Origin of the sequence: Ideonella flava (genome assembly GCF_051857595.1) — a bacterium.
Taxonomy (GTDB): domain Bacteria; phylum Pseudomonadota; class Gammaproteobacteria; order Burkholderiales; family Burkholderiaceae_C; genus Ideonella.
In genome coordinates this window covers 178,502-199,043 of record NZ_JBPZHD010000017.1, presented here as the reverse complement: position 1 = coordinate 199,043, position 20,542 = coordinate 178,502, and the positions used below count along the sequence as shown (strand labels likewise).

Here is a 20,542-nt window from a genome sequence, read left to right as displayed (position 1 = left end):
ACCATGCGCACCACTTGCAGCTTGAACGCCGCGTCAAACGTACGTCTTGTCTTTGTCATCTCAGTCGGGACCTCTCGGGATTGAGCTCCCTATCGAGGTGTCCGGACGGATTGGACCACTGCAAACGGACCCCACTTCCGTTCGCCCTGAGCTTGTCGAAGGGCCCATTCATCTCCACCTGGCCAAGGGCATCGCATCGCGCCGGCTTCGACAGGCTCAGCCCGAACGGGGTGGGGACTCAGCCCGAACGGACCCCACTTCCGTTCGCCCTGAGCTTGTCGAAGGGGCCATTCATCTCCACCTGGCCAAGGGCATCGCATCGCGCCGGCTTCGACAGGCTCAGCCCGAACGGGGTAGGGACTCAGCACGAACGGACCCCACCTCCGTTCACCCTGAGCTTGTCGAAGGGCCCATTCATCTCCACCTGGCCGAGGGCATCGCACCGCGCCGGCTTCGACAGGCTCAGCCCGAACGGGGTGGGGACTCAGGCCGAACGGACCCCGCCTCCGTTCACCCTGAGCTTGTCGAAGGGCCCATTCATCTCCACCTGGCCAAGGGCATCGCACCGCGCCGGCTTCGACAGGCTCAGCCCGAACGGGGTGGGGGCTCAGGCCGAACGGAGTGGGACTCAGGCCGAACGGGGTAGGACTCAGGCCGAACGGAATGGGGAGTTCAGCCCGGATGGGGACTCAGCCCGAACGGTTTGGAGAGTTCAATCCGAACAGGCCGGTCTGGACTGCGGATCAGGGACGGCAGCCGCCCCCGGCGGGACTCACCCCACCACCCCACACCCCGCCGCGAACACCGCCGCCTGCACCCGCGACTTCAGGTTCAGCTTGCGCAGCAGGTGCTGCACATGGATCTTCACGGTCGCTTCGGTGATGTCCAGCGACCGCGCGATCTCCTTGTTCGACAGGCCGTTGGCCACCAGCTGGACGATCTCGCGTTCGCGAGGCGACAGGGCCGACAACGGGTCCACGGGAGGGGCAACGAGCTCAGGCTGCGAGGCGGAACGCAAGGCACCGATGAGCTTGGTCGTGAGCTCCGGGCTCACCACCGATTCGCCGCGCACGCAGCGCTGGATCGCCTCCACGAGCGCGTCGCCCTCGATGGTCTTGAGCACGTAGCCGCTGGCGCCGGCCTTCAGCGCAGCGGCCAGGTCGTCTTCGTCCTCGCTCACGGTGAGCATCAGCACCTTGGCACGGGGCGCCGCCCGCTGCAGGTCGGGCAGCGCCTCGATGCCGCGCACGCCGGGCAGGTGGTTGTCGAGCAGGATGAGGTCAGGTTGCAACTCGGCCGCGCGGCGCTGGGCCTCGCTGGCATTGGCGGCCTCGCCGACCACTTCGAGCGCCTCGCCATCCAGCGACAGCAGCGCGATCAAACCGCGGCGAAAGAGCGTGTGGTCGTCGACGACGAGCAGGCGGATGGGGGATGTCATGCTTTTCCTTCAGGCCGGCACGGCCTCGGGCTCCACGCTCAGCACGACGCGCGTGCCCTGCCCCGGAGCCGACTGCCACTGCACCTGCGCGCCAATGCGAGAGGCACGCTCGCGCATGATCCGCAGGCCCACGTGACCCTCGCCGGCATCGGCCTCGGGGTCGAAGCCCTGGCCGTCGTCCTCGACCTCGAAGCGCCAGCCCGGGCCGCGATGGATCTTGAGCCGGACGTGCGTCGCATGGGCATGCTTGCGCACGTTCCACAGCGCCTCCTGCACGACGTGCAGCACCTGCACCTGCACGTCCTGCGGCAAGGGAATGCCGTCGCCATCGACTTGCAGCGTCGCGTCCATGCCTGTCTGGTGGCGGAACTTCTGCAGCGTCGTCGCCAGCGCCTGGGCGATGTCCTCCACGTCGGTGCGGGTACGAAAGTGAAGCAGCAGCTCCCGCACGTCGCCGTAGCACTCGCGCACCCCCGTGTCGAGCTCGTCGACGATGCGTTCGGCCGCCGCCTCGTCGCCCTTGCGGCGCGCACCCCGAAGCAGCTGGACCTGGATCTTCAGGAAGGCCAGCGACTGGGCGATGGAATCGTGCAGCTCGCGCGCCAGCAGCGTGCGTTCGGCGGCGATGGCGGCCTCCTTCTCGGCGGCGCTCACGCGCAGGCTCTCGATGCCGCCGGCGAGGTGGCTGGCCACCATCTCCAGCAGCGAGCGGATCTCTTGCGCCGGCTCGATCGGCTCGCGCCAGAAGCAGTCGATCTCGCCGAGCAGGCGCTGGTGCAGGCGCACCGGGACGGTCATGACCGTGGCGAAGCCCGCCTGGCCGCAATGCGGCAGGCCAGCAGTGGCGACGGGGTGGATGGCGATGGCGCGCGGCGCCGCGGCGGCACCCGCCGGCAGGCCGCAATGGCAGTCCTTGGACGCGATGCAATGCTCGGCCTCGGCCATTGCCGGCGGCAGCCCGTCATGGCCCAGCAGAACGAAGCGCTCCCCCGCCTCGCCCACCCAGCGCACGGCCACCGCATCGGCGCGGGCCAGGCTGCGCGCCTGGCGCGCCACGCCGCGGGCCAGCGAGGGCAGGTCCTCGGCGCCGGCCACCACGTTGCTCAGCTCGTAAAGGCCGGCGAGCCGCTCGCGCTTCTGCTCCAGGCTCGCGGTCTTTTCCTCGATGCGGCTTTCGAGGCTGCGGTACAGCGCCTGAAGCCGCGCGGCCATGGCGTTGAAACCGCCCGCGAGCTGGCCGAATTCGTCCTGCCGCGAGTCGTCCACCCGGGTCTCGAAGTCGCCGGCCCGCACGCGGTCCACAGCCGCGGCCAGGCGCTTGAGCGGGTCCAGCACCAGCAGGTGGCTAGCGTAGAGCATGAGCACCGCGCCGGCCACCGCCAGGCCGATCATCGTCAGCTGGAAGCCGCGCTGAAGGCTGGTCCAGAAGGACAGGCGCTCCTCGATGGTCGAGACGAAGACGTCCACGTGCTCGACCATTCGCGCGACCTGCCCGAAGTCGGCCACCTCGTGGCGCAGCACCGCAGCGCGCACGCCCGTCCAATCGCCCTGGACCGCCGCGAAGGCCTCGTGCACCTCGCGGTGCCAGGGCACGAACAAGGGCCGGGCGGGGTCGCCGTGGCGCAGCAGGGCGAGCGTCGAATCCATCTGGTCGATTCGTGCGGCCAGGGGCGCCGAGTGCGCGGTGCTCTCGGCCGCCAGTCGCCAGCTCATCATGCGCAGGCGCCCGGCCTCGTTGACCGCCGCGGCACCGCCTTCCAGCTGCCACGTCACCCAGAGCGTGAGTGCGATCGACAGCAGCGCGACCGACAGGAAGGCCGCGCCGGTCGCGACGAGCTTGGAGGCCAGGGTCCGCGTGGGCATGGCGGACTGTAGGCAGCGCCTGCCCGGGCCGGCTTGATGTCGGTCAAGCCGGGCGCCGCCCCGGGCGCAGCGGCGCCACCCAGTCCGGCAGGAAGCAGCGGCGCTCGCCGTTGGCGAACTCGACGTCGACCTGCAAGGCGTCCGCCGCCACCACGCGGCCGCGGCCATAGCGCCGCACGCGAATTTCGTCGCCAGCTTCGAAGGCTGCACGGGCCGCCGGCGTGGCGGCGTCGGGCTCGTCGGGCCGCTCGGCCTGGTCACGCAGGTGCTTCGCCAGGCTCGCGCAGTTGTCGCAATGGCCACAGCGGTCGAAGCCCGGTGGCAGGGCCTGCAGGTGCTCGAGCAGCACCCGCCAGCGGCACCAGCCGGATTGCGCATAGAAGACCATCTGCTCGAGCAGCGCCTGGTCCTCGCCGCGGCGCTCCTCGTACAGCGCGGCCAGCGCATCGAGCGCGCCCGCATCCAGGCCGCGGCGGCGCAGCTGCAGGCGGCCCCTGCGGTCCTGCGACAGCACGCCCTGCCGGCGCAGCAGGTTCAGGGCCACCTGCAGCTTGGGTCGCGGCATGGACAGCGCCTGCTGAAGCGCCGCGAGCGTCCAGCCGCCATTGTTGGGCGGCGGCTTGGCAAGCGTGTCGTACAGCGCGCCCAGCTCCTCGCGCCCCGGGTAGCGGCCCGCGAGGAAGAACTGCTGGACGGCCTTGTCGCCGCGCAGGAAGAGCAGCGTACACAGCGCCGGCTCGCCATCGCGGCCCGCGCGGCCGGACTCCTGGTAGTAGGCGTCCAGGCCCGAAGGCATCTGGTAGTGCATGACGAAACGCAGGTCGGCCTTGTCGATGCCCAGGCCGAAGGCGTTGGTCGCCACCATGACACGGGGCGTACCCGCCATGAAGGCCTCCTGGGCTGCGCTGCGTTGCCGGGCCGGCAGGCGACCGTGGTACAGCCCCGCGTCGATGCCTGCGGCCGTCAGCAGCTCGTGCACCGCTTCGGCCGCCTTGATGGTGGCGGCGTAGACGATGCCCGCGCCCTCTTGCGCCTTCAGCAGCGCCACCAGCCTCGGGCCCTTGTCTTCGTCCTTCGCGAAAACTTCGACACGGTAGTGCAGGTTGGGCCGGTAGCTGCCGGAGCGCAGCACGCCCTCGCGGGGGATGTGCAGCTGTTGCGCGATGTCGGCGGCCACCTCGTCGGTTGCCGTGGCGGTGAGGGCCAGCACCGGTGGCTTGCCCAGGGCCGCGCAGGCCGGGCCGATCTCCAGGAAGGCCGGGCGGAAGTCATGGCCCCATTGCGAGATGCAGTGCGCCTCGTCGACCACCAGCAGCGCGGTGGGATGTCCCGATAGCAGAGGCAGTGTTTCAGCATCGGCCAGCCGCTCGGGCGTGACGAAGGCGATGCGCGCGCTGCCGTCGGCGAGCGCCGCCTCGGCCTGCGCGGTGGTGTCGGCGTCCAGGCCGCTGTGCAACCGGACCGCCGGCACGCCCAGCGCGTTCAGGCGATCGCACTGGTCCTTCATCAACGCGATCAGTGGCGAGACGACCAGCGTGCGGCCCTGCTCCATCAGGCAGGCCGGCAGCTGGTAGCACAGCGACTTGCCCGCGCCGGTGGGCATCACGGCCAGCGTGGACCGGCCGCTCAAGGCGCGGTCCATCACCTGGCGCTGCCCCGGCCGCAAGGCCTTCAGCCCGAAGACGGAGCGCAGGGTCTGCGCGATGCGACGGTCAAGGGCACGGGCGTCAGGCACGCCGCGCATTCGGCAAGCGGCGCGCCCGCGCCGCCGTGGCTTCAGGCCGTGCCGCTGTTCTTCAGCCCCAGCACCTCGATGGCCTCGATGGACGGCGGGCTGGCGAACAGCTCGGGCGCCTTCGCCATCAGGGCCTGGGCGATCGGGCCGTCGAGGTGCTTCTGCCGATCGGCCTCGTCATGGAAGGCATCGAAGATGCCGAAAGTGCTGGACGAGATCCGCAGGGCGAACCAGATCGGCGTGGTCGATTCGTCGCGCGCCATGGCGAGTGCGGCGTGCAGGAACTGGGCGACTTCGGCCTCCTTGCCGGGCTTGGCTTGGAGGCGGGCGAACAGGGCAACCTTGATCATCGAAATCTCTCCTTGGCGTTGGGGGCGTCGGCATTCCCGACCGCTGCCAGTGTGGTCGCGTCAGACCTGGGGGTAAATTGTCGCGAATGACAGCTTCGATATCATTTGCGCCATGCGACTCACTGTTCTCGCGATCGAAGGGGTGTTCGACACCGGCCTGGCCGCGGTGATGGACACCTTCGCCACCGCGAACGAACTCGCCGCGACGCAGGGCCTGAAGATCCCCCGCTTCGAAGTCACGGTGGCCGGGGTGAGGCGCCGTGTGCGAACGGCTCACGGCCTGCAGATTCCCGTCCAGGCGGCCGCCTCGCTGGTGCCGCCCGACTGGGTCGTGCTGCCCGCTCCGGACACCAAGAGGCCCGACACGCTGGTGCCCGCTTTGGAGAGGGCCGACACGCGGGACGCGGTGGTCGCCGTGCGGGCGTGGCACGGAGCCGGCTCGCGCATCGCGGCGGCTTGCATCGGCGGCTTCCTGCTCGCCGAATCCGGCCTGCTCGATGGCCAGGAGGCGACCACCTCCTGGTGGCTCGGCCCGCTGTTCCGCCAGCGCTACCCCCGGGTGAAGCTCGACGAATCCCGCATGCTGGTGCCCTCGGGCGATTTCGTGACCGCCGGCGCGACCATCGGCCACCTCGATCTCGCCTTGTGGCTGGTACGCCAGACCAGCCCGGAATTGGCCGCCGTCGTGGCTCGCTACCTGCTGGTCGATGCGCGGCCTCCCCAGGCCGCGTACATGATCCCCGACCACCTGGCGCATGCCGACCCGCTCGTGCAGCGCTTCGAGCGCTGGGCCCGCGCGCGGCTGGACCAGGGTTTCTCGCTGGAGGCCGCGGCCGATGCGCTGGCGACGAGCAAGCGCACGCTGCAGCGGCGTCTGGAGGCGGTGCTCGGCAAGTCGCCGCTGGCCTACTTCCAGGACCTGCGGGTGGAACGGGCGCTGCACCTGCTGCGCACCACACCGACGGACATAGAGACCATCGCGGCCGAGGTCGGCTATGCCGACGGCGTCACGCTGCGCAGCCTGCTGCGCAAGCGGCTGGGGCGCGGGGTGAGGGAGCTGCGGGCGCGCTGAGCAGGCTCAGCGGCCGCCGGTGCGGCTGCGGCGCTGCAGGCGCATCAACAGGCGGCCGGCCGACGCGGCGATCTTCGGCCGGTCCTCGAACTGGCCGTGTTCGGTGAAGTAGCGGTTGGCCAGCGCCTCGGCCAGGGCCGGCGGCTGGGTGTGGTCGTCGGGCAGGCGCGCCAGCGGACAGCCGGCCAGGGCCTGGCGCAGGCGCTTGGCGAAAAGCCTGTAGGCGACGGCGTCCATGGGCTCCTGGCCGGCCTCCATCAGCTGCAGGCGATGGGCAAGGTCGAGCACGTAAAGGGTCTGGCCGGAAGAGGGGATGGCGGACATCGGCAACTCGGGGCAGTCAACAGCCACGAGGTTCCCTCAAGCGCCTCGGCCGCAGTTCGCCGAAAAGCGGTGCCGCAGGCCCGGTGATCCGGCTCAATGGCCCGGTTCAGCGGTCGGGGGGGCCGGCGGGCGAGCCGCCGAAATGCAGCACCGGCTCGCCCTGGCCGGACGAGGCGTCGCAATGCATGAAGTGCATCACCTCGCCCATGCGCTGCCACTGCCTGAAATGGCTCTGGTAGCGGTTCTGTGCCGAATAGGCCTGCCGCTCGGTCTCGACGACCGCCTGGCAGCTGGCGAAGATCGACTCGCCACGGTGCAGGAACTGCAGGTGGTGCACCAGCTCATGGACGATGAACGACTGGTCGGTCGGATCCCGCATGTCCAGGCTGCTGCGGTACAGCACGCGATGCCTGTCGGTGTCGTAGACGGCCACCAGCGAGCGGCAGCCGGTCGGGCTGTCGGGGCAGACCTCGGCTGCGATGTCCCCGGCCGACAGGGGCACGAGCGCCGGCGGCCGGCCGGGTTGCAGGTCCGCCAGTCCGGACAGCCGGCTCGCCCAGGCCATCAGGTCGGCAGCGAGCTCATCGTCGATAGCGGCGTGCCGGTCGTCAGCGGGGACGGCGGAGGCGGCGGCCGCCGCTGTCAGGACCATGACCCACGCGCCACCCATGCGCCGCCACCTTTCGCTTCTTCCTCAGCGTGCCAGCCAGTCCCCCAGACGCTCGACGCCGGCATCGAGCCGCGCCGGATCGCAGGCATAGCACCAACGCACATAGCCTTCGCCTTCGGGCCCGAAGGCGCTGCCCGGCGCCAGGCCCAGGTGCGCCTCTTGGACCAGGCGCTTGCAAAGGGCAAGACTCTCGCCCGCACCCGGCAACGAGAAGAAGACATACATCGCGCCGGGCGGCGCCTTCACCTCGACCTCCGGCAGCTTCGACAGGGCGCCGACGAGATGGTCACGCGAGGCGCGCAGTTCGCCCACGAGCTGCTCGACGAAGGCCTCGCCTTCGCGCAGGGCCGCGATGCCGGCCCGCTGGACGAACACCGGCGCGCACGAGGTGTTGTATTCGATCAGCTTGCCCAGGTCGCCCATCAGCGACTCGGGCACCACCAGCCAGCCCAGGCGCCAGCCGGTCATCAGCCAGGCCTTGGAAAACGAGTTGACGCCGATGACGCGCTCGTCGCGGCCGGCCAGGTCGAGGAAGGACGGCGCATTGCTGACTCGCCCGTCGGGCGGGTAGTGCAGCCGCTCGTAGACCTCGTCAGCGATGATCCAGATGCCGTGGCGGCGGCAATGGTCCAGCACCGTCTGCTGGTCTTCGCGGCTCATCACCCAGCCGGTGGGGTTGTTGGGCGAATTGACCAGCAACGCCCGCGTGCCGGGCGTGAGCGTGGCCAGCAGCCGGCCCACGTCCAGCACCCAGCCGTCTTTGCCGCAGTGCAGCGGCACCGTCTCCACCGTGGCGCCCAGGATCTTGGGCATCTCGACGAGGTTGGGCCACAGGGGTGTGACGGCCACGACCCGGTCGCCCGCGCCGGCCACCAGCTGCGTGGCCAGCATCAGCGCGCTCACGCCCGAGCTGGTGACCGCGATGTGCTCCATCCGCGTCGGCCCGTGCAGGCGGCTCACGTAGCGGGCCAGCTCTTCGCGCAGCGGCGTGATGCCCAGGTTGGGCGAGTAGAAGGTGGCGCCATCGGCCAGCGCGGCTGCGGCCGCCTCGCGGATGAAGGCGGGCGTCACTCGGTCGGACTCGCCGAACCAGAAGGCCAGCACGTCGGGCAGGCCGAAGCCGGCATTGGCCACTTCGCGGATCTGCGAAGGCCGCAGCGCGCGCACGGCCTCGCGGGCGGCCACCTGGGGAGAGTCGTTCATCGTCATGCGCCGATTCTGGCGTCACTCCCAGGCGGGCATCCGCTCGTCGAGGGTCGCCACCTCCTGGGCAGCGTGCGGCCACAAGGCCAGTCCCCCGGCCAGGCTGAAGGAACGGGCATGCCCCAGGCGGCGCAGCGCCCGCGCCACCTGGCCGCTGCGGTTGCCGCTGCGGCAGAAGAAGACCAGCGGCGTGTTCGCCGGAAGCGCCAGCCAGCCCGGCAGTGCGTCCAGCACGCAGGACAGCGGCACGGCCTGGCCGCCCAGCGCCAGGCCGGCGCCCAGGCATTGCTCGTAGGCCTCGCGCACGTCGATCAGGCGCGCGGAGGGTTCGTTATCAAGCAGCCGATGCAGCGCGGGCGCATCGATCGCCCATTCGTCGCCCACTTCGCCGGCGTCGCCGTGCTCATCGCCGACGCGCCGTGCCAGCCGGTTGTGGGGATCGTGGGTGCAGACCACGAGGTCCTCGGGTTCGAGAGCGGCCAGTCCGTCCTTCGGCACGCCTGCTGCATCCCGCACGAAGGCCAGCCGCGGGCCGAGGCCGTTGTCGAGCACGAAGCCGATCGCATCGCCTTTCATGCGCAACGGGGCCAGCCGGCGCTCGCCCAGGCGGATCGGCCCGTCGGTCGCGATCACGGAGAACGCGCTTCGCAAGATCGCTGCTGCCGCTTCGATGCCGTCGTCGCGAGGCGCACCGGTGCGCAGCACCGCGGCCACGTTCAAGCGCTGGCATCGCAACCACGAGACGAGCCGCTCGACGATCTCCGGCTGCGGATCGATCACGACGCAGCGGCCGCTCCGGCGGTCGGCCACCACATGGCAGCACCCGCCGTCGGCCAGCCAGCGCACCACGCCATCGGCCGTCTCGGCACTCCCCGCCGCGAGACCCTGGCAGCTTTCGCGCAGGGCCTGGCCGCAGGCGCGGATGCGGGCGCAGGCCTCGTCGATGAAGGCCTCGTCCGCCGCCGGGCCGAAGGACAGCCTCACGGCCGAGGCCGTGCGCCAGGCCGGCAGACCCATGGCCTGCAGCACGAAGCTGGGCAGGGCCTTGGACGCGCCGCACGCCGAGCCGCCGCTGACGCGCACGCCGGCGGCGTCGAACAGGTCCAGCAGCAACCGGGCGCTGCAGCCCGGGACCGAGAAGTTGAGCGTCGTCGGCAGGGTGTGCGCGGCCGGCGCGTTGAACTGCAGGCCGGGGAAGGCCTCTTCCAGCGCGGCAGCCAGGCGCGCGCGGTAGCCGTGGAGCGTGGCAGACGGGCGGAAGCAGCGGCCCTCCTCAAGCGCCGCCAGCACCGCGCCCATGGCGGCGATGCCGGCCATGTTCTCGGTGCCCGAGCGCGCCGCGCCCTCCTGGCCACCGCCGGCCATCAGCGGCATGAACGGCGCGCCTTCGCGCACGTAGAGCAGGCCTATGCCCTTGGGGGCATACAGCTTGTGGCCGGAGAACGGCGCATAGTCGATGCCGCGTTCCAGCAGCGCCAGTGGCAGCTTGCCCAGCGCCTGCACGCTGTCGACCATCCACAGCGCCGGGCTGCCGGCCAGGGTGGCGGCGATGCCGTCGAGGTCGCTGATCACGCCGGTCTCGTTGTTCGCGGCCATGGTGCAGACGAGACCGGCGCGCGGCGCGTGCTCGCGCAGCCAGGCCAGGTCGTGCCGGCCGTCCGGACCGACCGGGATGGCGAGCACCGTCAGGTCCAGGCCGAGCAAGGCGTTCCAGTGGCGCAGGGCCTCGGGCACGGCCTTGTGCTCGGTGGCGCCGTACAGCAGCAGGCTCGGCGCCGTGCCGGGATCTTGCTTGCGGCGCTGCTTCAAGGCCGTCAGAGCCGACAGCACCGCCGTCTGGATGCCCTCGGTCGCGCCACTGAGGAAGATCAGGCGCCCCGTCGGAGCGCCCAGCACGCGGCGGGCGCTGGCGCGCACCGAATCGATCGTCGCCTTGGCCTTCAGGCCGGTGCTGTGGATGCTGCTGGGGTTGCCGAAGTCGCTGGCCATCGCGGCCAGCGCGGCCGCCTGGGCCTGGGGCAGCACGGGGGTGGTGGCATTGGCGTCGAGGTAGATTTCCATGGTCGGCGTTTCCCCGAAGCATGTGAGGACGTAGAACGCCGTTGATCGTATCGATCAAGCCGTAGCAAGCTGTGCTTATTTGATGGAAGATTCTGGAATGAGCTTGCTTCGAAACCGGCGTTTGACCGACCACCCGCAAACGATTTGCACCCTGGAGCGTCGGCCGGCTGCGGCCGACCGCCGGGCGACCCCATGAATCTCGACGCGATCGACAAGAAACTGCTGGCGTTGCTGCAGGACGATGCGGAGCTGCAGGTCAGCGAACTCGCCGAGCGCATCGGCCTTTCCACCACGCCTTGCTGGCGGCGCGTGCAGCGCCTGAAGGCCGCCGGCGTGATCCAGAAGCAGGTCGTGCTGGTCGACCGCAAGGCGGTCAACGTGCCGGTCACCGTGTTCGTGACGGTGCGCACGCGCCACCACAACCAGAAATGGTTCGACAGCTTTCGGGCCACGGTCGAGGGCATCCCCGAGGTGGTCGAGTTCTACCGCATGAGCGGCGAGGTCGATTACCTGCTGCGGGTGGTGGTGCCCGACATCGCCGCCTACGACACCGTCTACAAGCGGCTCACCTCCAACCTGGACCTGGCCGACGTGAGCTCGAGCTTCGCGATGGAGGAGATCAAGTACACCACCGCCCTGCCGCTGGGCTACATCGGCTGAGGGCCTTCAGCCGCGCCGGTTCAGCTCGACCACGAGGTGCCGTTCCGCGGGCCGGACGTCGAAGGACACCGGCAGGAAGCGTGCAATCACGCCGAAGTTCGTCCGCGTGTGTTCCGTCATCTCGGTGATGCTGTAGCGCGCGGGCCGGCCGCTCGCCGCCACGGCCAGCGCCAGAGGCAGGGCCAGCTGATCGGCCAGATGCACGCCCGCCGCGCCGTTGGACTGCTCGTGGGCCTTCACCTCGCGCGCCAGCTGCGCGGCCACCTGCTCGGCACTGATGCCCTTCTCGCCGAAGCTCGTCACCACCTCGGTCACGTGCTCATAGGCGAGCGTCGCCATCAACGCATTGCCCGGCCCTTCGTCCTGCCGCACGCCGGGCGCTCGCAGCTGGTCGCCCGACCAGCCCAGCGCCTGGCCCACCGCCTGCAGTTCGCGCAGGGCCACGCTGCGCGGCAGCGCCGGCGCGAGCGACTCGGCAAAGGCCTCGCGCAGCGCCCCGCGCTCCGTCAGGTCGAAAGGCTGCAGGCCTTCGGCCGCCGGCGACACGAGGGCTTCGATTACTCCGCCGCCTGCGGGGTAGAAGCCCAGTCGCTGCAGCTTGAGGTCCAGCCCGGCACCGCAACGGCGCACGAAAGGCGCGAAGCTGCGCGCGAGGAAGTGAAACGGCGGCGCCATCGGGTTGTGCGTGCCGCCCGACAGCCGCAGCGTGCTCGGCGCATCCGCAAGCATGAGCGGCGGCAGCACGGTCTGCAGCACCAGCGTGCAGCTGCCGGCGCTGCCCACCGCGAAGTCGTAGTCGCCGGCCTTCACCGCGCCCGGCGTGAACACCAGCGACTGCGAGCCCAGCTCGGCGCCGGTGACCGCCGCCGCGCTCACCTGGCCGGCCGCCTTCACGCAGGCCAGGTGCTGGCGCATGAGTCCCGGCTTGGCGCGCTTCGCGCGGATGTTCGCGATGCGCAGCGCCTGGCCCGTGCACATCGACAAGGCCAGCGCGGTGCGCAGGATCTGGCCGCCGCCTTCGCCGTGCGAGCCGTCCAGTTCGATCATGATTCCCTCTCTTGTTCTTGTGTTGACTTGCGGTAACCCCGCAAGCGGCGGTCAACCCTTCACACAGACCACCTGCTTGAGCGTGTGCACGACCTCCACCAGGTCCTTCTGCGCCTCCATCACCGCGTCGATGTCCTTGTAGGCCATCGGGATCTCGTCGATCACGTCCTTGTCCTTGCGGCACTCGACGCCTTCGGTCGCCGCACGGTGGTCGGCCAGCGTGAAGCGGCGCTTGGCTTCGCCGCGGCTCATGGTGCGGCCGGCACCGTGCGAGCAGCTCTCGAAGCTCTCGGGGTTGCCCTTGCCGCGCACGATGTAGCTGCGCGCGCCCATGCTGCCCGGGATGATCCCGAGCTCGCCTTGCTTCGCGCTCACCGCGCCCTTGCGGGTCACGAACACGTCCTCGCCGAAGTGGCGCTCCTTCTGCACGTAGTTGTGGTGGCAGTTCACCGCCTCGATGTGGCTCTGGAAGCTCTTGTGCAGCACCGTCTTGGCCGCCTCGATGACGCGGCGCATCATCACCTCGCGGTTCAGCTTGGCGAACTTCTGCGCCCAGCTCACCGCCCGCACGTAGTCGCCGAAGTAGCGCGCGCCTTCCTCGAAGTACGCCAGGTCGCGGTCCGGCAGGTTGGCGTTGTTGCGCATCGCATCCTGCTTGGCCAGCTCGATGAACATGGTGCCGATCGCGTTGCCCACGCCACGCGAACCCGAGTGCAGCATGAACCACACGGCGCCCTCCTCGTCGAGGCAGACCTCGATGAAGTGGTTGCCGGTCCCCAACGTGCCCAGGTGGTTGCGGTGGTTGGTCCTCTCCAGCTTCGGGTAGTCGCGGCAGAGCTCGGTGAACTCGGGCTCCAGCTGCGACCAGGCCGTGTCCACGGCGCCGGGGATCTTGCCCCAGGCCCCAGGATCACGCGCGCCCGGCGAGCGGCCATGCGGCACCGCGCGCTCGATGGCCGAACGCAAGGGGCCGAGGTTGTCCGGCAGGTCTTCGGCGCGCAGCGTGGTCTTGCAGGCGATCATCCCGCAGCCGATGTCCACGCCGACCGCGGCCGGGATGATGGCCTTGACGGTCGGGATCACCGAGCCGACGGTCGCGCCTATGCCCAGGTGCACGTCCGGCATGGCCGCGATGTGCTTGAAGACGATGGGCAGGCGGGCCGCGTTCGACAGCTGGCGCTTGGCCTCGTCCTCGACGGGCACGCCGCGCGTCCACATCTTCACCGGCACGCCGCCGGCGACTTCTTCCACGTTGTAGTTCTTCTGTTCCATGGTTTTCTCTCTCTCGATTCAATCCTGCTTGGAGATGCCTCGCCGCGACAAGGTTCGATGAAACGTCGTGCTCTACCAACTGAGCTACGGCCCCCCTGATATGGGACCGGCGGGATTCGAACCCGCGACCACGAGATTAAGAGTCTGTAGTTCCATCTGCATTCGCAGCGCGACATCAAAAACTTCTCTTCAACGGCTCTCGGGTGGCGACGAGAGAAATGGTGAGACCTTGATCGGGACAAGATGTAGTCCACACCAAGCATTCGCCACCCGACAGCCGTCGATCGGTTTGGATGGGCGCCGCAAGCGACCAGATTCACAAGAGCGGCCGGCCGGTGACCCGGCTGCGGGCTGGCGGGCCCGCGTGGCCATGGGGCGCTGTACTCCTGTGTGCATTCGCCTGCGGCGCCGTCCTCACCTCCCAGTGACTTTCATCTTCATTGAACGTTCAACGAGACCTTGTCGATCTCGCCGACCCAGTGATCGGCGCCGGTCTGCCCTTGGGCGAACTGCGCCACCAGCGTGAACACCGCGTCCGAGAAGCCACCGACATTCAGGATGTCGGCACGCTCCGCGGCCTGCGTCGTGCCGTGCGGCTGGATGTCGATGCAGACCAGCTTCGCCTGCGGGCAGCGCTGCTTCAGCTCAGCCCACTCGCGCATCGTCTGCGTCGCCCCGTGGCGGCGCGCATCGACCCACGACTCGTTGTCCGAGACCAGGATCACCACGTCCGCTTCCGCCTTCTCCCAGTTCAACCAGGCCAGCGGTGCGCTGCAGTTTGTTCCCCCCCCACCGATGGACGCCAGCGCCTTCGCGTTGGTCATCACCGAGTCGCGCGGGTTCAGGGCCAGCTTCACCACCGCCTGCTCGAAGGGCATCACCCGCGCCGACGGGTTCTTGCGCAACACCGCCGCCGCCACCAGGGCCGCGACGTCGATGCAGCGCACGCTCGACGTCGCCGAACCGCGGTGACCCGTCACAGGCGAGCTCATCGAGCCCGACACATCAGGGCACACGACCACCCGGCCATCGAACGCCGGCACGTTGGCCAGCGCCGCTTCCATCGCGTCCTGCAGCGCATCACGAACGATCGCCGGCACCGCATCGCCGGTCGCCACGAAAGCCGACATCAGCTGGTACGGCAGCACGCGCGCCTTCGCCACGGCCTGCGGGTCACGCAGCTTCGCCGCGATCGCCTCGGCCATGCCCTGGACACCGAACACACCGTGGCGGGCAAAGGTGTTCAGGTTCTGACGCACCATCTGCCACGAACCGGCACGGGCGATCTGTGCCCATTGAGCGGTGCTCAGCTCCAGCGCGGTCAGCATCTGGAACGGAACCTGCGGCACGTCCATCGACGAAGCCACGCCCAGCGCCATGCCACGCTTAAAGCGTTCGAACGCCCGCGTGGTCGGCGGCAGTTCGGCCTCGACGAAGGGCTTGCCGAGCAACCAGGCGAACCACGCCGCACGCCACGCCTCGACCGGCTTCGGGTGAACCATCTTCACCACGTCCGCCAGCGAAGGCGCGTTGCCCACTGAAGCGGCCAGCAGTTGCTTCTCGCTGGCGTTCAGCAGCCAGTGCTGGACCAGCTTCTTCGGACGCGAGCCCAGCGACTTGCGGCCCACCGCCCCGCTGCGCACGATCTGCACGAAGTTGCGCAGCATCTTGCCGCTGTCGATCACACGGCCGAACACATCGTTCAACAGCGCGACATCACGCACCGCCAGCGTCGCGGCCAGCAGCGCCGGCATGTCCTTCATGTGGCCGGCCGAGCGGGCGTAGACCGCCGTCTTCGCCACGAAGGCCGGATCCACCTGCTGCGCCAGCGCCAGCACCTGGTCGAGCTGGGCTTCGGCGTTCGCATAGAAGGTCTGGCTCAGGCAACCCGTGGCCGCCAGCTGCGCGAGGTGGTGGCGCGGGCTCAGCGCATAGGCCGGCGCGCCTTGGTGGTTGGTGGCCTTCGCCTGGGGCAGCAGCGCGCCCTTGCTCGAATGAAACAGCTGCGTGTTGACCATGAGTCTCTCCTCTTGCATTCAACGTTCTTCTTGCCCTGTCTATCGCAACGGCCGTGCCAGCCCCGCCGCGCCGCCGGCTGAAAACCGATCAGGTCCTTGATTTCAAAGGACTTATTTCGTTAGGCCGCCGGAGATCCTTGTGCCGGTCGCCGATCCGGAATCCACCCGCTGCTAGCATTGAAGCTAGTTCCTTATCTGGATTGCCATGCCCAAGAAGACTGTCGTCATCGGCTTTCTCGGCACCCAGCTCGATTCGGGCCAGGGCGCCGGGCGGTGGGAGAAATGGCGCCCGACCGTCTCGCTGGCCCAGCACGAAGACCTGCTGGTGCACCGGCTCGAGCTGATCTACACGCCGCAGCATCGGGCCCTGGCCGAGCGGGTGACGCAGGACATCGCGACCGTCTCGCCCGACACCGAGGTGAAGGGAGTCGAGATGGCCATCGCCGACCCCTGGGACTTCGGCGAGGTCTATGCCGCGCTGTACGACTGGGCCCGCCGCTACCGTTTCAACCCCGAGCGCGAGCAGTACTGGGCCCACATCACCACCGGCACGCACGTGGCGCAGATCTGCATGTTCCTGCTGGTGGAGTCGCGGTCCATCCCTGGCGTGCTGTGTCAGACCTCCCCGCCGAAGAAGCAAGTGCAGGGCAACGCGGGCAACTACGCGCTGATCGACCTGGACCTGTCGCGTTACGACGCGCTGGCCAAGCGCTTCGAGGCCGAGCAGCGCAACGCGGTGGACTTCCTCAAGAGCGGCATCGCCACGCGCAACAAGCGCTTCAATGCGTTGATCGACGAGATCGAGCGGGTCGCCGTCCGCTCGCGCGCGCCCATCCTGCTGACCGGGCCCACGGGCGCCGGCAAATCTCACCTGGCGCGGCGGATGTTCGAGTTGAAGAAGTCCCGCCACGAAATGAAGGGCGAGTTCGTCGAAGTCAACTGCGCGACGCTGCAGGGCGACGGCGCGGCCTCCACACTCTTCGGCCACAAGAAAGGCTCCTTCACCGGCGCGGCGGCGGACCGCGCCGGCCTGCTTCGCACCGCACACGAAGGCGTGCTGTTCCTCGACGAGATCGGCGAACTCGGCCTGGACGAGCAAGCCATGCTGCTCAAGGCCGTCGAAGAGAAGCGCTTCTTCCCGATGGGCAGCGACCGTGAGGTGACGAGCGACTTCCAGTTGATCGCCGGCACCAACCGCGACCTGCGCATCGACGTGGCGGCCGGGCGCTTCCGGGAGGATCTGTACGCGCGGATCGACCTTTGGTCGTACACCCTGCCCGGCCTGGCGCAACGCCCGGAAGACCTGGAGCCGAACATCGAGCACCTGCTGGCCCGCGCGGCGGCAGAGTCGGGCCGCGCCGTGCGCTTCAACGCCGAGGCCAAGGCGCTGTACCTGCGCTTCGCCCAGTCGCCCGAGGCCGTGTGGGCCGGCAACTTCCGCGACCTGTCGGCCAGCGTCACGCGGCTGGCGACCCTGGCCGATGGCGGGCGCATCTCTACCGCCCTGGTGGAGGCCGAGCTGCAGCGGCTGCGCTGGCATTGGCAGCATGCCGGCGCGGACGCTGCCACGGTCGGCACCCTGCGGCTCGATTCGCTCATCGGCGAGGAGGCACTCGAAGCCATGGACCTCTTCGACCGGCTGCAGCTCGAATCGGTGGTCCGCGTGTGTCGGGAGTCGAAGACGCTGTCGGCCGCGGGGCGCAAGCTCTTCCACCGCTCTCGCACCCAGCGAAGCGTCGTCAACGATGCGGACCGGCTGCGCAAGTACCTGCACAAGCACGGGTTGAGCTGGGACGCCGTTGCGGGCTGACCTCATGCCTGCAGGAAGGCGGCGCCATCAAAAGTAAATAGTCTTTACCTTCCGCGGATGGCTGCGTGAAAATTCGCCTTTCGCCTGCGCCCCTTCTCATACAACGATGGACGTGCAGGCGCCAAGGACAACAACGTGCAGTCACAGGTCACTCTTTCCATCCAGCAGGTCCACGAGTTCCTGCTCAATGTCGCGCCTTCGCGCCCCGTGTTCATCTGGGGTCCGCCCGGCGTGGGCAAGAGCTCGCTCGTCGATCAGTTCGCCCACCAGCTGGGCCTGGAATGCGTCGCCCTGCTGGGCTCCCAGCTGGCACCGGAGGACCTGATCGGCATTCCCCGCATCGACGGGCAGGTCAGCCGCTTCTACCCGCCGGCCATGATCGTGCGTGATCGCGAGTTCGTGCTGTTCATCGACGAGCTGAACATCGCCAGCCAGGAGATCCAGAAAGCCTTCTACAGCCTGATCCTGGACAAGCGCATCGGCGAGTACCGGCTGCCGCCCGGCTCGGTCATCATCGGCGCCGGCAACCGGGCCCACGACGCCGCGCTCGCGAAGCAGATGCCCAGCGCACTCGTGAACCGGATGGTGCACATCCACCTGAAGGCTTCGCACCGCGAGTGGCTGGAGTGGGCCCAGTCGCACGGCATCCATCCGTGGGTGCTCGACTATGTTCGCTCGCGGCCCACCCAGCTCTCCACCGAGGTGCCGCCGGCGAGGGAAGAGCCGTTCTCCACGCCCCGCAGCTGGCATTGCGTCAGCGACGCACTGCATTCTTTCGGCGAAGACATCCAGGCCGACCAGCTCGACGCGCTGCTCTTCGGTTGCCTGACCCGCGACCACGCGATCGGCTTCAAGGCCTTCCTGAAGCAGATCCGCAACAAGTTCAGCGTACACAAGATCCTCAAGGGCGAGGAGCCCTGGCCGGCTGCGCCCGAAGACCGCGACCTGACCTACTTCCTCACGCAGAGCCTGCGCGACACCCTGATCAAGGAATTGCCCGCACGCGAGGCGCAGCTCAGCCGCGATGCACGCGAGCTGTCGCAATCGGCGAAGTCGGCGCTGAAGACCCTGGCCCGCATCGACGGCGAGCTCGCGCAACTCGTGCTGACCGAGAACGAGTCGGGCGCCCGTGTGCCCGACTGGTTCGTGCTCGACATCGCGAAGGAACTGCCGCGGCTGCTGGAGCAGAAGGCCGCCCATGAGCAAAAGTAGACAGGCACAGCGGAAACTGCCGGCCCACGAGCTGGCTCTGGGCCGACTGAAGACGCACTACCTGTTGGGGCCGGTGGCCCGCGAGCTCGCCTTCCGTGCGCCATCGAGGTACTCGTCCATCGAGGTGGCCCCGCGTGCCTATTGCCAGATCGTGGGCACGTCGACGGTCGACTATGACGACTCCCTTCGGCTCGGAGAGAACCAATGGCTGGGCGTGCTGTCCCTGGCCACGCTCGTCTTCGCTCTCGGCGCACCGCAGCGATTGAAGATCCCGTCGCCGATCTCCGACCTGGCGGCCCAGCTGGCGGCCCTGCATTGGTGGCAGTCGCTGCGAGTCGGCGAACTGCCCGAGCAGATGGACCTGCCGCCGGAGCTGCTGCAATGGGGTCGGCTGCCGTTGGACGAGATCGTCGCGCGCCTGCAGTCCGAGCCCTCGAACGAAGCGCTGGCCGGCGACTGGACGCTCACCCGATCACCCGTCGTGCCACTGATGCGCCCGGGCGCACCGGCCACACGGTGGTCGATCGGCAGCCAGCAGCCCATCGACCACGAGCAGGTGTTCGCCCAGGCCATGGTCGACAACGCCAAGCGCGCGCTGCAAGTCCGGCACGAAGCCAACCTCGGCGACAGGACGCGCAGCCCGGCCAACAGCCCCGCCGCGCAAGCCAAGCGCTGGCTCATCAACCACTACCCGCTGCTCGGCTCGCTTTTGACCCAGTTCGACCTGGTCGAAGACGCCGAGGTCTGCCGCCGCATGGACATCCAGATCGCGGCGATCAACATCGGGCTCGGCGAGATCTACGTCAACCCGGCGCGCAGCCTGACCTTCGAAACCGCGAAGTTCGTCGTGGCGCACGAGGTGCTGCACGCGGGCCTGTGCCATGGCAGCCGGCGGCAAGGGCGCGACCGCTACCTGTGGAACGTCGCCTGCGACTTCGTCATCAACGACTGGCTGGTGTCGATGAACCTCGGTGCGCCGCCCGACGCCGGGCTGCTGTACGACGAAGACCTGCGCGGCTGGTCGGCCGAAGACATCTACCTGCGGCTGGCTGCGGACCTGCGCGTGCGGCGCCGGTTGAGCACCCTGCGCGGCGACGACTGCGACCTGCTCGAAGACTCGCCCGGGCGCTACTTCACCGACCGCGAGGAGTTCTGCCGCCGCGCACTGCTGCACGGCCTGGACTATCACCAGGCGGCCGGACGCGGCCACCTGCCGGCCGGCCTCGTCGAAGCGATCCGCACGCTCGACCAACCGCCGATTCCGTGGCAAGCCAGACTGGCCGAGTGGATCCAGATGCGGTTCCCACTGCCCGAGCGGCACCGCACCTATGCCAGACCTTCCCGTCGCCAGTCGGCGACGCCGGAAATGCCGCGACCGCGCCATGTCGAGCCCGAAGAGCAACGCGCCACCCACACCTTTGGCGTAGTGATAGACACCAGTGGATCGATGCAACGCGACGAGCTCGGCAAGGCCCTGGGAGCGGTGGTGAGCTACTCCCAGGCGCAGGGCGTGGAGCAGGTCCGGCTGGTCTATTGCGATGCAGTGCCCTACGACGAAGGCTACGTCGCGATCGCGTCTCTCGCGGGCCGGATCTCGGTGCGCGGACGCGGCGGCACCGTCCTGCAGCCCGCCATCAGGCTGCTGGAAACACGCGCTGACTTTCCGCCGGCATGCCCGATTCTCGTCATCACCGACGGCCTGTGCGAGCCGGACCTCACCGTCGGCCGTGACCACGCCTTCCTGCTGTCGCCTGGCGGCCGCCTGCCGTTTCGCACGCACAAGCCTGTCTTTCAGATGACTTGACCC

Annotated in this window: 16 protein-coding genes; 5 read left to right on the top strand and 11 right to left on the bottom strand. The window is 69.1% G+C overall.

The genetic code is table 11. From position 1 onward, the window contains the following. Positions 1–772: 772 nt before the first annotated feature. From ACS5PM_RS30715 to ACS5PM_RS30700, 4 genes are read right to left on the bottom strand one after another with little or no spacing between them, the layout of a single operon-like run. The gene (locus tag ACS5PM_RS30715) at positions 773–1,438 is read right to left on the bottom strand and encodes a response regulator (RefSeq protein WP_439391842.1); all 666 of its coding nucleotides are present in this window, start codon (positions 1,436–1,438) and stop codon (positions 773–775) included. Between the two features lie 9 nt (positions 1,439–1,447). After that, a complete protein-coding gene (locus ACS5PM_RS30710; RefSeq protein ID WP_439391841.1) occupies positions 1,448–3,301 on the bottom strand; it encodes a type IV pili methyl-accepting chemotaxis transducer N-terminal domain-containing protein in 1,854 nt (617 codons plus the stop codon). Positions 3,302–3,344: 43 nt separating this feature from the next. Next, positions 3,345–5,045: a RecQ family ATP-dependent DNA helicase gene (locus ACS5PM_RS30705; RefSeq protein WP_439391840.1), complete on the bottom strand. Its 1,701-nt coding sequence runs from the start codon at positions 5,043–5,045 to the stop codon at positions 3,345–3,347. Between the two features lie 32 nt (positions 5,046–5,077). Then, entirely contained in the window at positions 5,078–5,386 is a 309-nt protein-coding gene (locus ACS5PM_RS30700; RefSeq protein WP_439391838.1) for a putative quinol monooxygenase, read from the bottom strand. Positions 5,387–5,498: 112 nt separating this feature from the next. On the opposite strand from ACS5PM_RS30700, the gene ACS5PM_RS30695 reads away from it, so the two are divergent. Then, the gene (locus ACS5PM_RS30695) at positions 5,499–6,458 is read left to right on the top strand and encodes a GlxA family transcriptional regulator (protein WP_439391836.1); all 960 of its coding nucleotides are present in this window, start codon (positions 5,499–5,501) and stop codon (positions 6,456–6,458) included. Between the two features lie 6 nt (positions 6,459–6,464). Here the strand turns inward: ACS5PM_RS30695 and ACS5PM_RS30690 are convergent, their stop codons facing one another. From ACS5PM_RS30690 to ACS5PM_RS30675, 4 genes are all read right to left on the bottom strand, one after another. Next, positions 6,465–6,782: a hypothetical protein gene (locus ACS5PM_RS30690; protein WP_439391835.1), complete on the bottom strand. Its 318-nt coding sequence runs from the start codon at positions 6,780–6,782 to the stop codon at positions 6,465–6,467. 106 nt (positions 6,783–6,888) lie between these two features. Then, positions 6,889–7,452, bottom strand: a complete 564-nt coding sequence (locus tag ACS5PM_RS30685) for a DUF6647 family protein (RefSeq protein WP_439391834.1) — start codon at positions 7,450–7,452, stop codon at positions 6,889–6,891. Positions 7,453–7,476: 24 nt separating this feature from the next. Then, the gene (locus tag ACS5PM_RS30680) at positions 7,477–8,661 is read right to left on the bottom strand and encodes a pyridoxal phosphate-dependent aminotransferase (protein ID WP_439391832.1); all 1,185 of its coding nucleotides are present in this window, start codon (positions 8,659–8,661) and stop codon (positions 7,477–7,479) included. 15 nt (positions 8,662–8,676) lie between these two features. After that, positions 8,677–10,716: an aminotransferase class V-fold PLP-dependent enzyme gene (locus ACS5PM_RS30675; protein WP_439391831.1), complete on the bottom strand. Its 2,040-nt coding sequence runs from the start codon at positions 10,714–10,716 to the stop codon at positions 8,677–8,679. 192 nt (positions 10,717–10,908) lie between these two features. Here ACS5PM_RS30675 and ACS5PM_RS30670 point away from each other — a divergent pair, with 192 nt between their 5' ends. Continuing rightward, positions 10,909–11,376: an Lrp/AsnC family transcriptional regulator gene (locus tag ACS5PM_RS30670; RefSeq protein WP_439391830.1), complete on the top strand. Its 468-nt coding sequence runs from the start codon at positions 10,909–10,911 to the stop codon at positions 11,374–11,376. A gap of 6 nt (positions 11,377–11,382) precedes the next feature. Here the strand turns inward: ACS5PM_RS30670 and rtcA are convergent, their stop codons facing one another. The 3 genes from rtcA to ACS5PM_RS30655 all read right to left on the bottom strand — a co-directional run bounded on the left by rtcA (position 11,383) and on the right by ACS5PM_RS30655 (position 15,731). Next, complete coding sequence (gene rtcA / locus ACS5PM_RS30665) at positions 11,383–12,423, bottom strand: RNA 3'-terminal phosphate cyclase (protein WP_439391828.1); 1,041 nt, start codon at positions 12,421–12,423, stop codon at positions 11,383–11,385. Between the two features lie 51 nt (positions 12,424–12,474). Beyond that, positions 12,475–13,695 (bottom strand): RtcB family protein, encoded by a 1,221-nt coding sequence (locus ACS5PM_RS30660; protein WP_439391827.1) that lies wholly within the window; start codon positions 13,693–13,695, stop codon positions 12,475–12,477. Positions 13,696–14,132: 437 nt separating this feature from the next. Beyond that, positions 14,133–15,731, bottom strand: a complete 1,599-nt coding sequence (locus ACS5PM_RS30655; RefSeq protein ID WP_439391826.1) for a vWA domain-containing protein — start codon at positions 15,729–15,731, stop codon at positions 14,133–14,135. Between the two features lie 187 nt (positions 15,732–15,918). Here ACS5PM_RS30655 and rtcR point away from each other — a divergent pair, with 187 nt between their 5' ends. The 3 genes from rtcR to ACS5PM_RS30640 all read left to right on the top strand — a co-directional run bounded on the left by rtcR (position 15,919) and on the right by ACS5PM_RS30640 (position 20,539). Continuing rightward, complete coding sequence (gene rtcR / locus ACS5PM_RS30650) at positions 15,919–17,523, top strand: RNA repair transcriptional activator RtcR (protein ID WP_439391824.1); 1,605 nt, start codon at positions 15,919–15,921, stop codon at positions 17,521–17,523. A 135-nt stretch (positions 17,524–17,658) separates the two neighbouring features. Next, positions 17,659–18,735: an AAA family ATPase gene (locus tag ACS5PM_RS30645; RefSeq protein ID WP_439391823.1), complete on the top strand. Its 1,077-nt coding sequence runs from the start codon at positions 17,659–17,661 to the stop codon at positions 18,733–18,735. Further along, on the top strand, positions 18,722–20,539 hold the full coding sequence (locus ACS5PM_RS30640) for a vWA domain-containing protein (RefSeq protein WP_439391822.1): 1,818 nt from the start codon (positions 18,722–18,724) through the stop codon (positions 20,537–20,539). The genes ACS5PM_RS30645 and ACS5PM_RS30640 overlap by 14 nt, the downstream gene beginning before the upstream one ends. Positions 20,540–20,542 lie beyond the last annotated feature (3 nt).

Bases quoted from the DNA above. Each gene is read 5' to 3' on its own strand.
- ACS5PM_RS30660 (WP_439391827.1), bottom strand. From the start codon at position 13,695: ATGGAACAGAAGAACTACAACGTGGAAGAAGTCGCCGGCGGCGTGCCG.
- rtcA (WP_439391828.1), bottom strand. From the start codon at position 12,423: ATGATCGAACTGGACGGCTCGCACGGCGAAGGCGGCGGCCAGATCCTG.
- ACS5PM_RS30690 (WP_439391835.1), bottom strand. From the start codon at position 6,782: ATGTCCGCCATCCCCTCTTCCGGCCAGACCCTTTACGTGCTCGACCTT.
- ACS5PM_RS30700 (WP_439391838.1), bottom strand. From the start codon at position 5,386: ATGATCAAGGTTGCCCTGTTCGCCCGCCTCCAAGCCAAGCCCGGCAAG.
- ACS5PM_RS30685 (WP_439391834.1), bottom strand. From the start codon at position 7,452: ATGGGTGGCGCGTGGGTCATGGTCCTGACAGCGGCGGCCGCCGCCTCC.
- ACS5PM_RS30710 (WP_439391841.1), bottom strand. From the start codon at position 3,301: ATGCCCACGCGGACCCTGGCCTCCAAGCTCGTCGCGACCGGCGCGGCC.
- ACS5PM_RS30640 (WP_439391822.1), top strand. From the start codon at position 18,722: ATGAGCAAAAGTAGACAGGCACAGCGGAAACTGCCGGCCCACGAGCTG.
- ACS5PM_RS30670 (WP_439391830.1), top strand. From the start codon at position 10,909: ATGAATCTCGACGCGATCGACAAGAAACTGCTGGCGTTGCTGCAGGAC.
- ACS5PM_RS30715 (WP_439391842.1), bottom strand. From the start codon at position 1,438: ATGACATCCCCCATCCGCCTGCTCGTCGTCGACGACCACACGCTCTTT.
- ACS5PM_RS30655 (WP_439391826.1), bottom strand. From the start codon at position 15,731: ATGCAAGAGGAGAGACTCATGGTCAACACGCAGCTGTTTCATTCGAGC.
- ACS5PM_RS30675 (WP_439391831.1), bottom strand. From the start codon at position 10,716: ATGGAAATCTACCTCGACGCCAATGCCACCACCCCCGTGCTGCCCCAG.
- ACS5PM_RS30705 (WP_439391840.1), bottom strand. From the start codon at position 5,045: ATGCGCGGCGTGCCTGACGCCCGTGCCCTTGACCGTCGCATCGCGCAG.
- ACS5PM_RS30680 (WP_439391832.1), bottom strand. From the start codon at position 8,661: ATGACGATGAACGACTCTCCCCAGGTGGCCGCCCGCGAGGCCGTGCGC.
- rtcR (WP_439391824.1), top strand. From the start codon at position 15,919: ATGCCCAAGAAGACTGTCGTCATCGGCTTTCTCGGCACCCAGCTCGAT.
- ACS5PM_RS30695 (WP_439391836.1), top strand. From the start codon at position 5,499: ATGCGACTCACTGTTCTCGCGATCGAAGGGGTGTTCGACACCGGCCTG.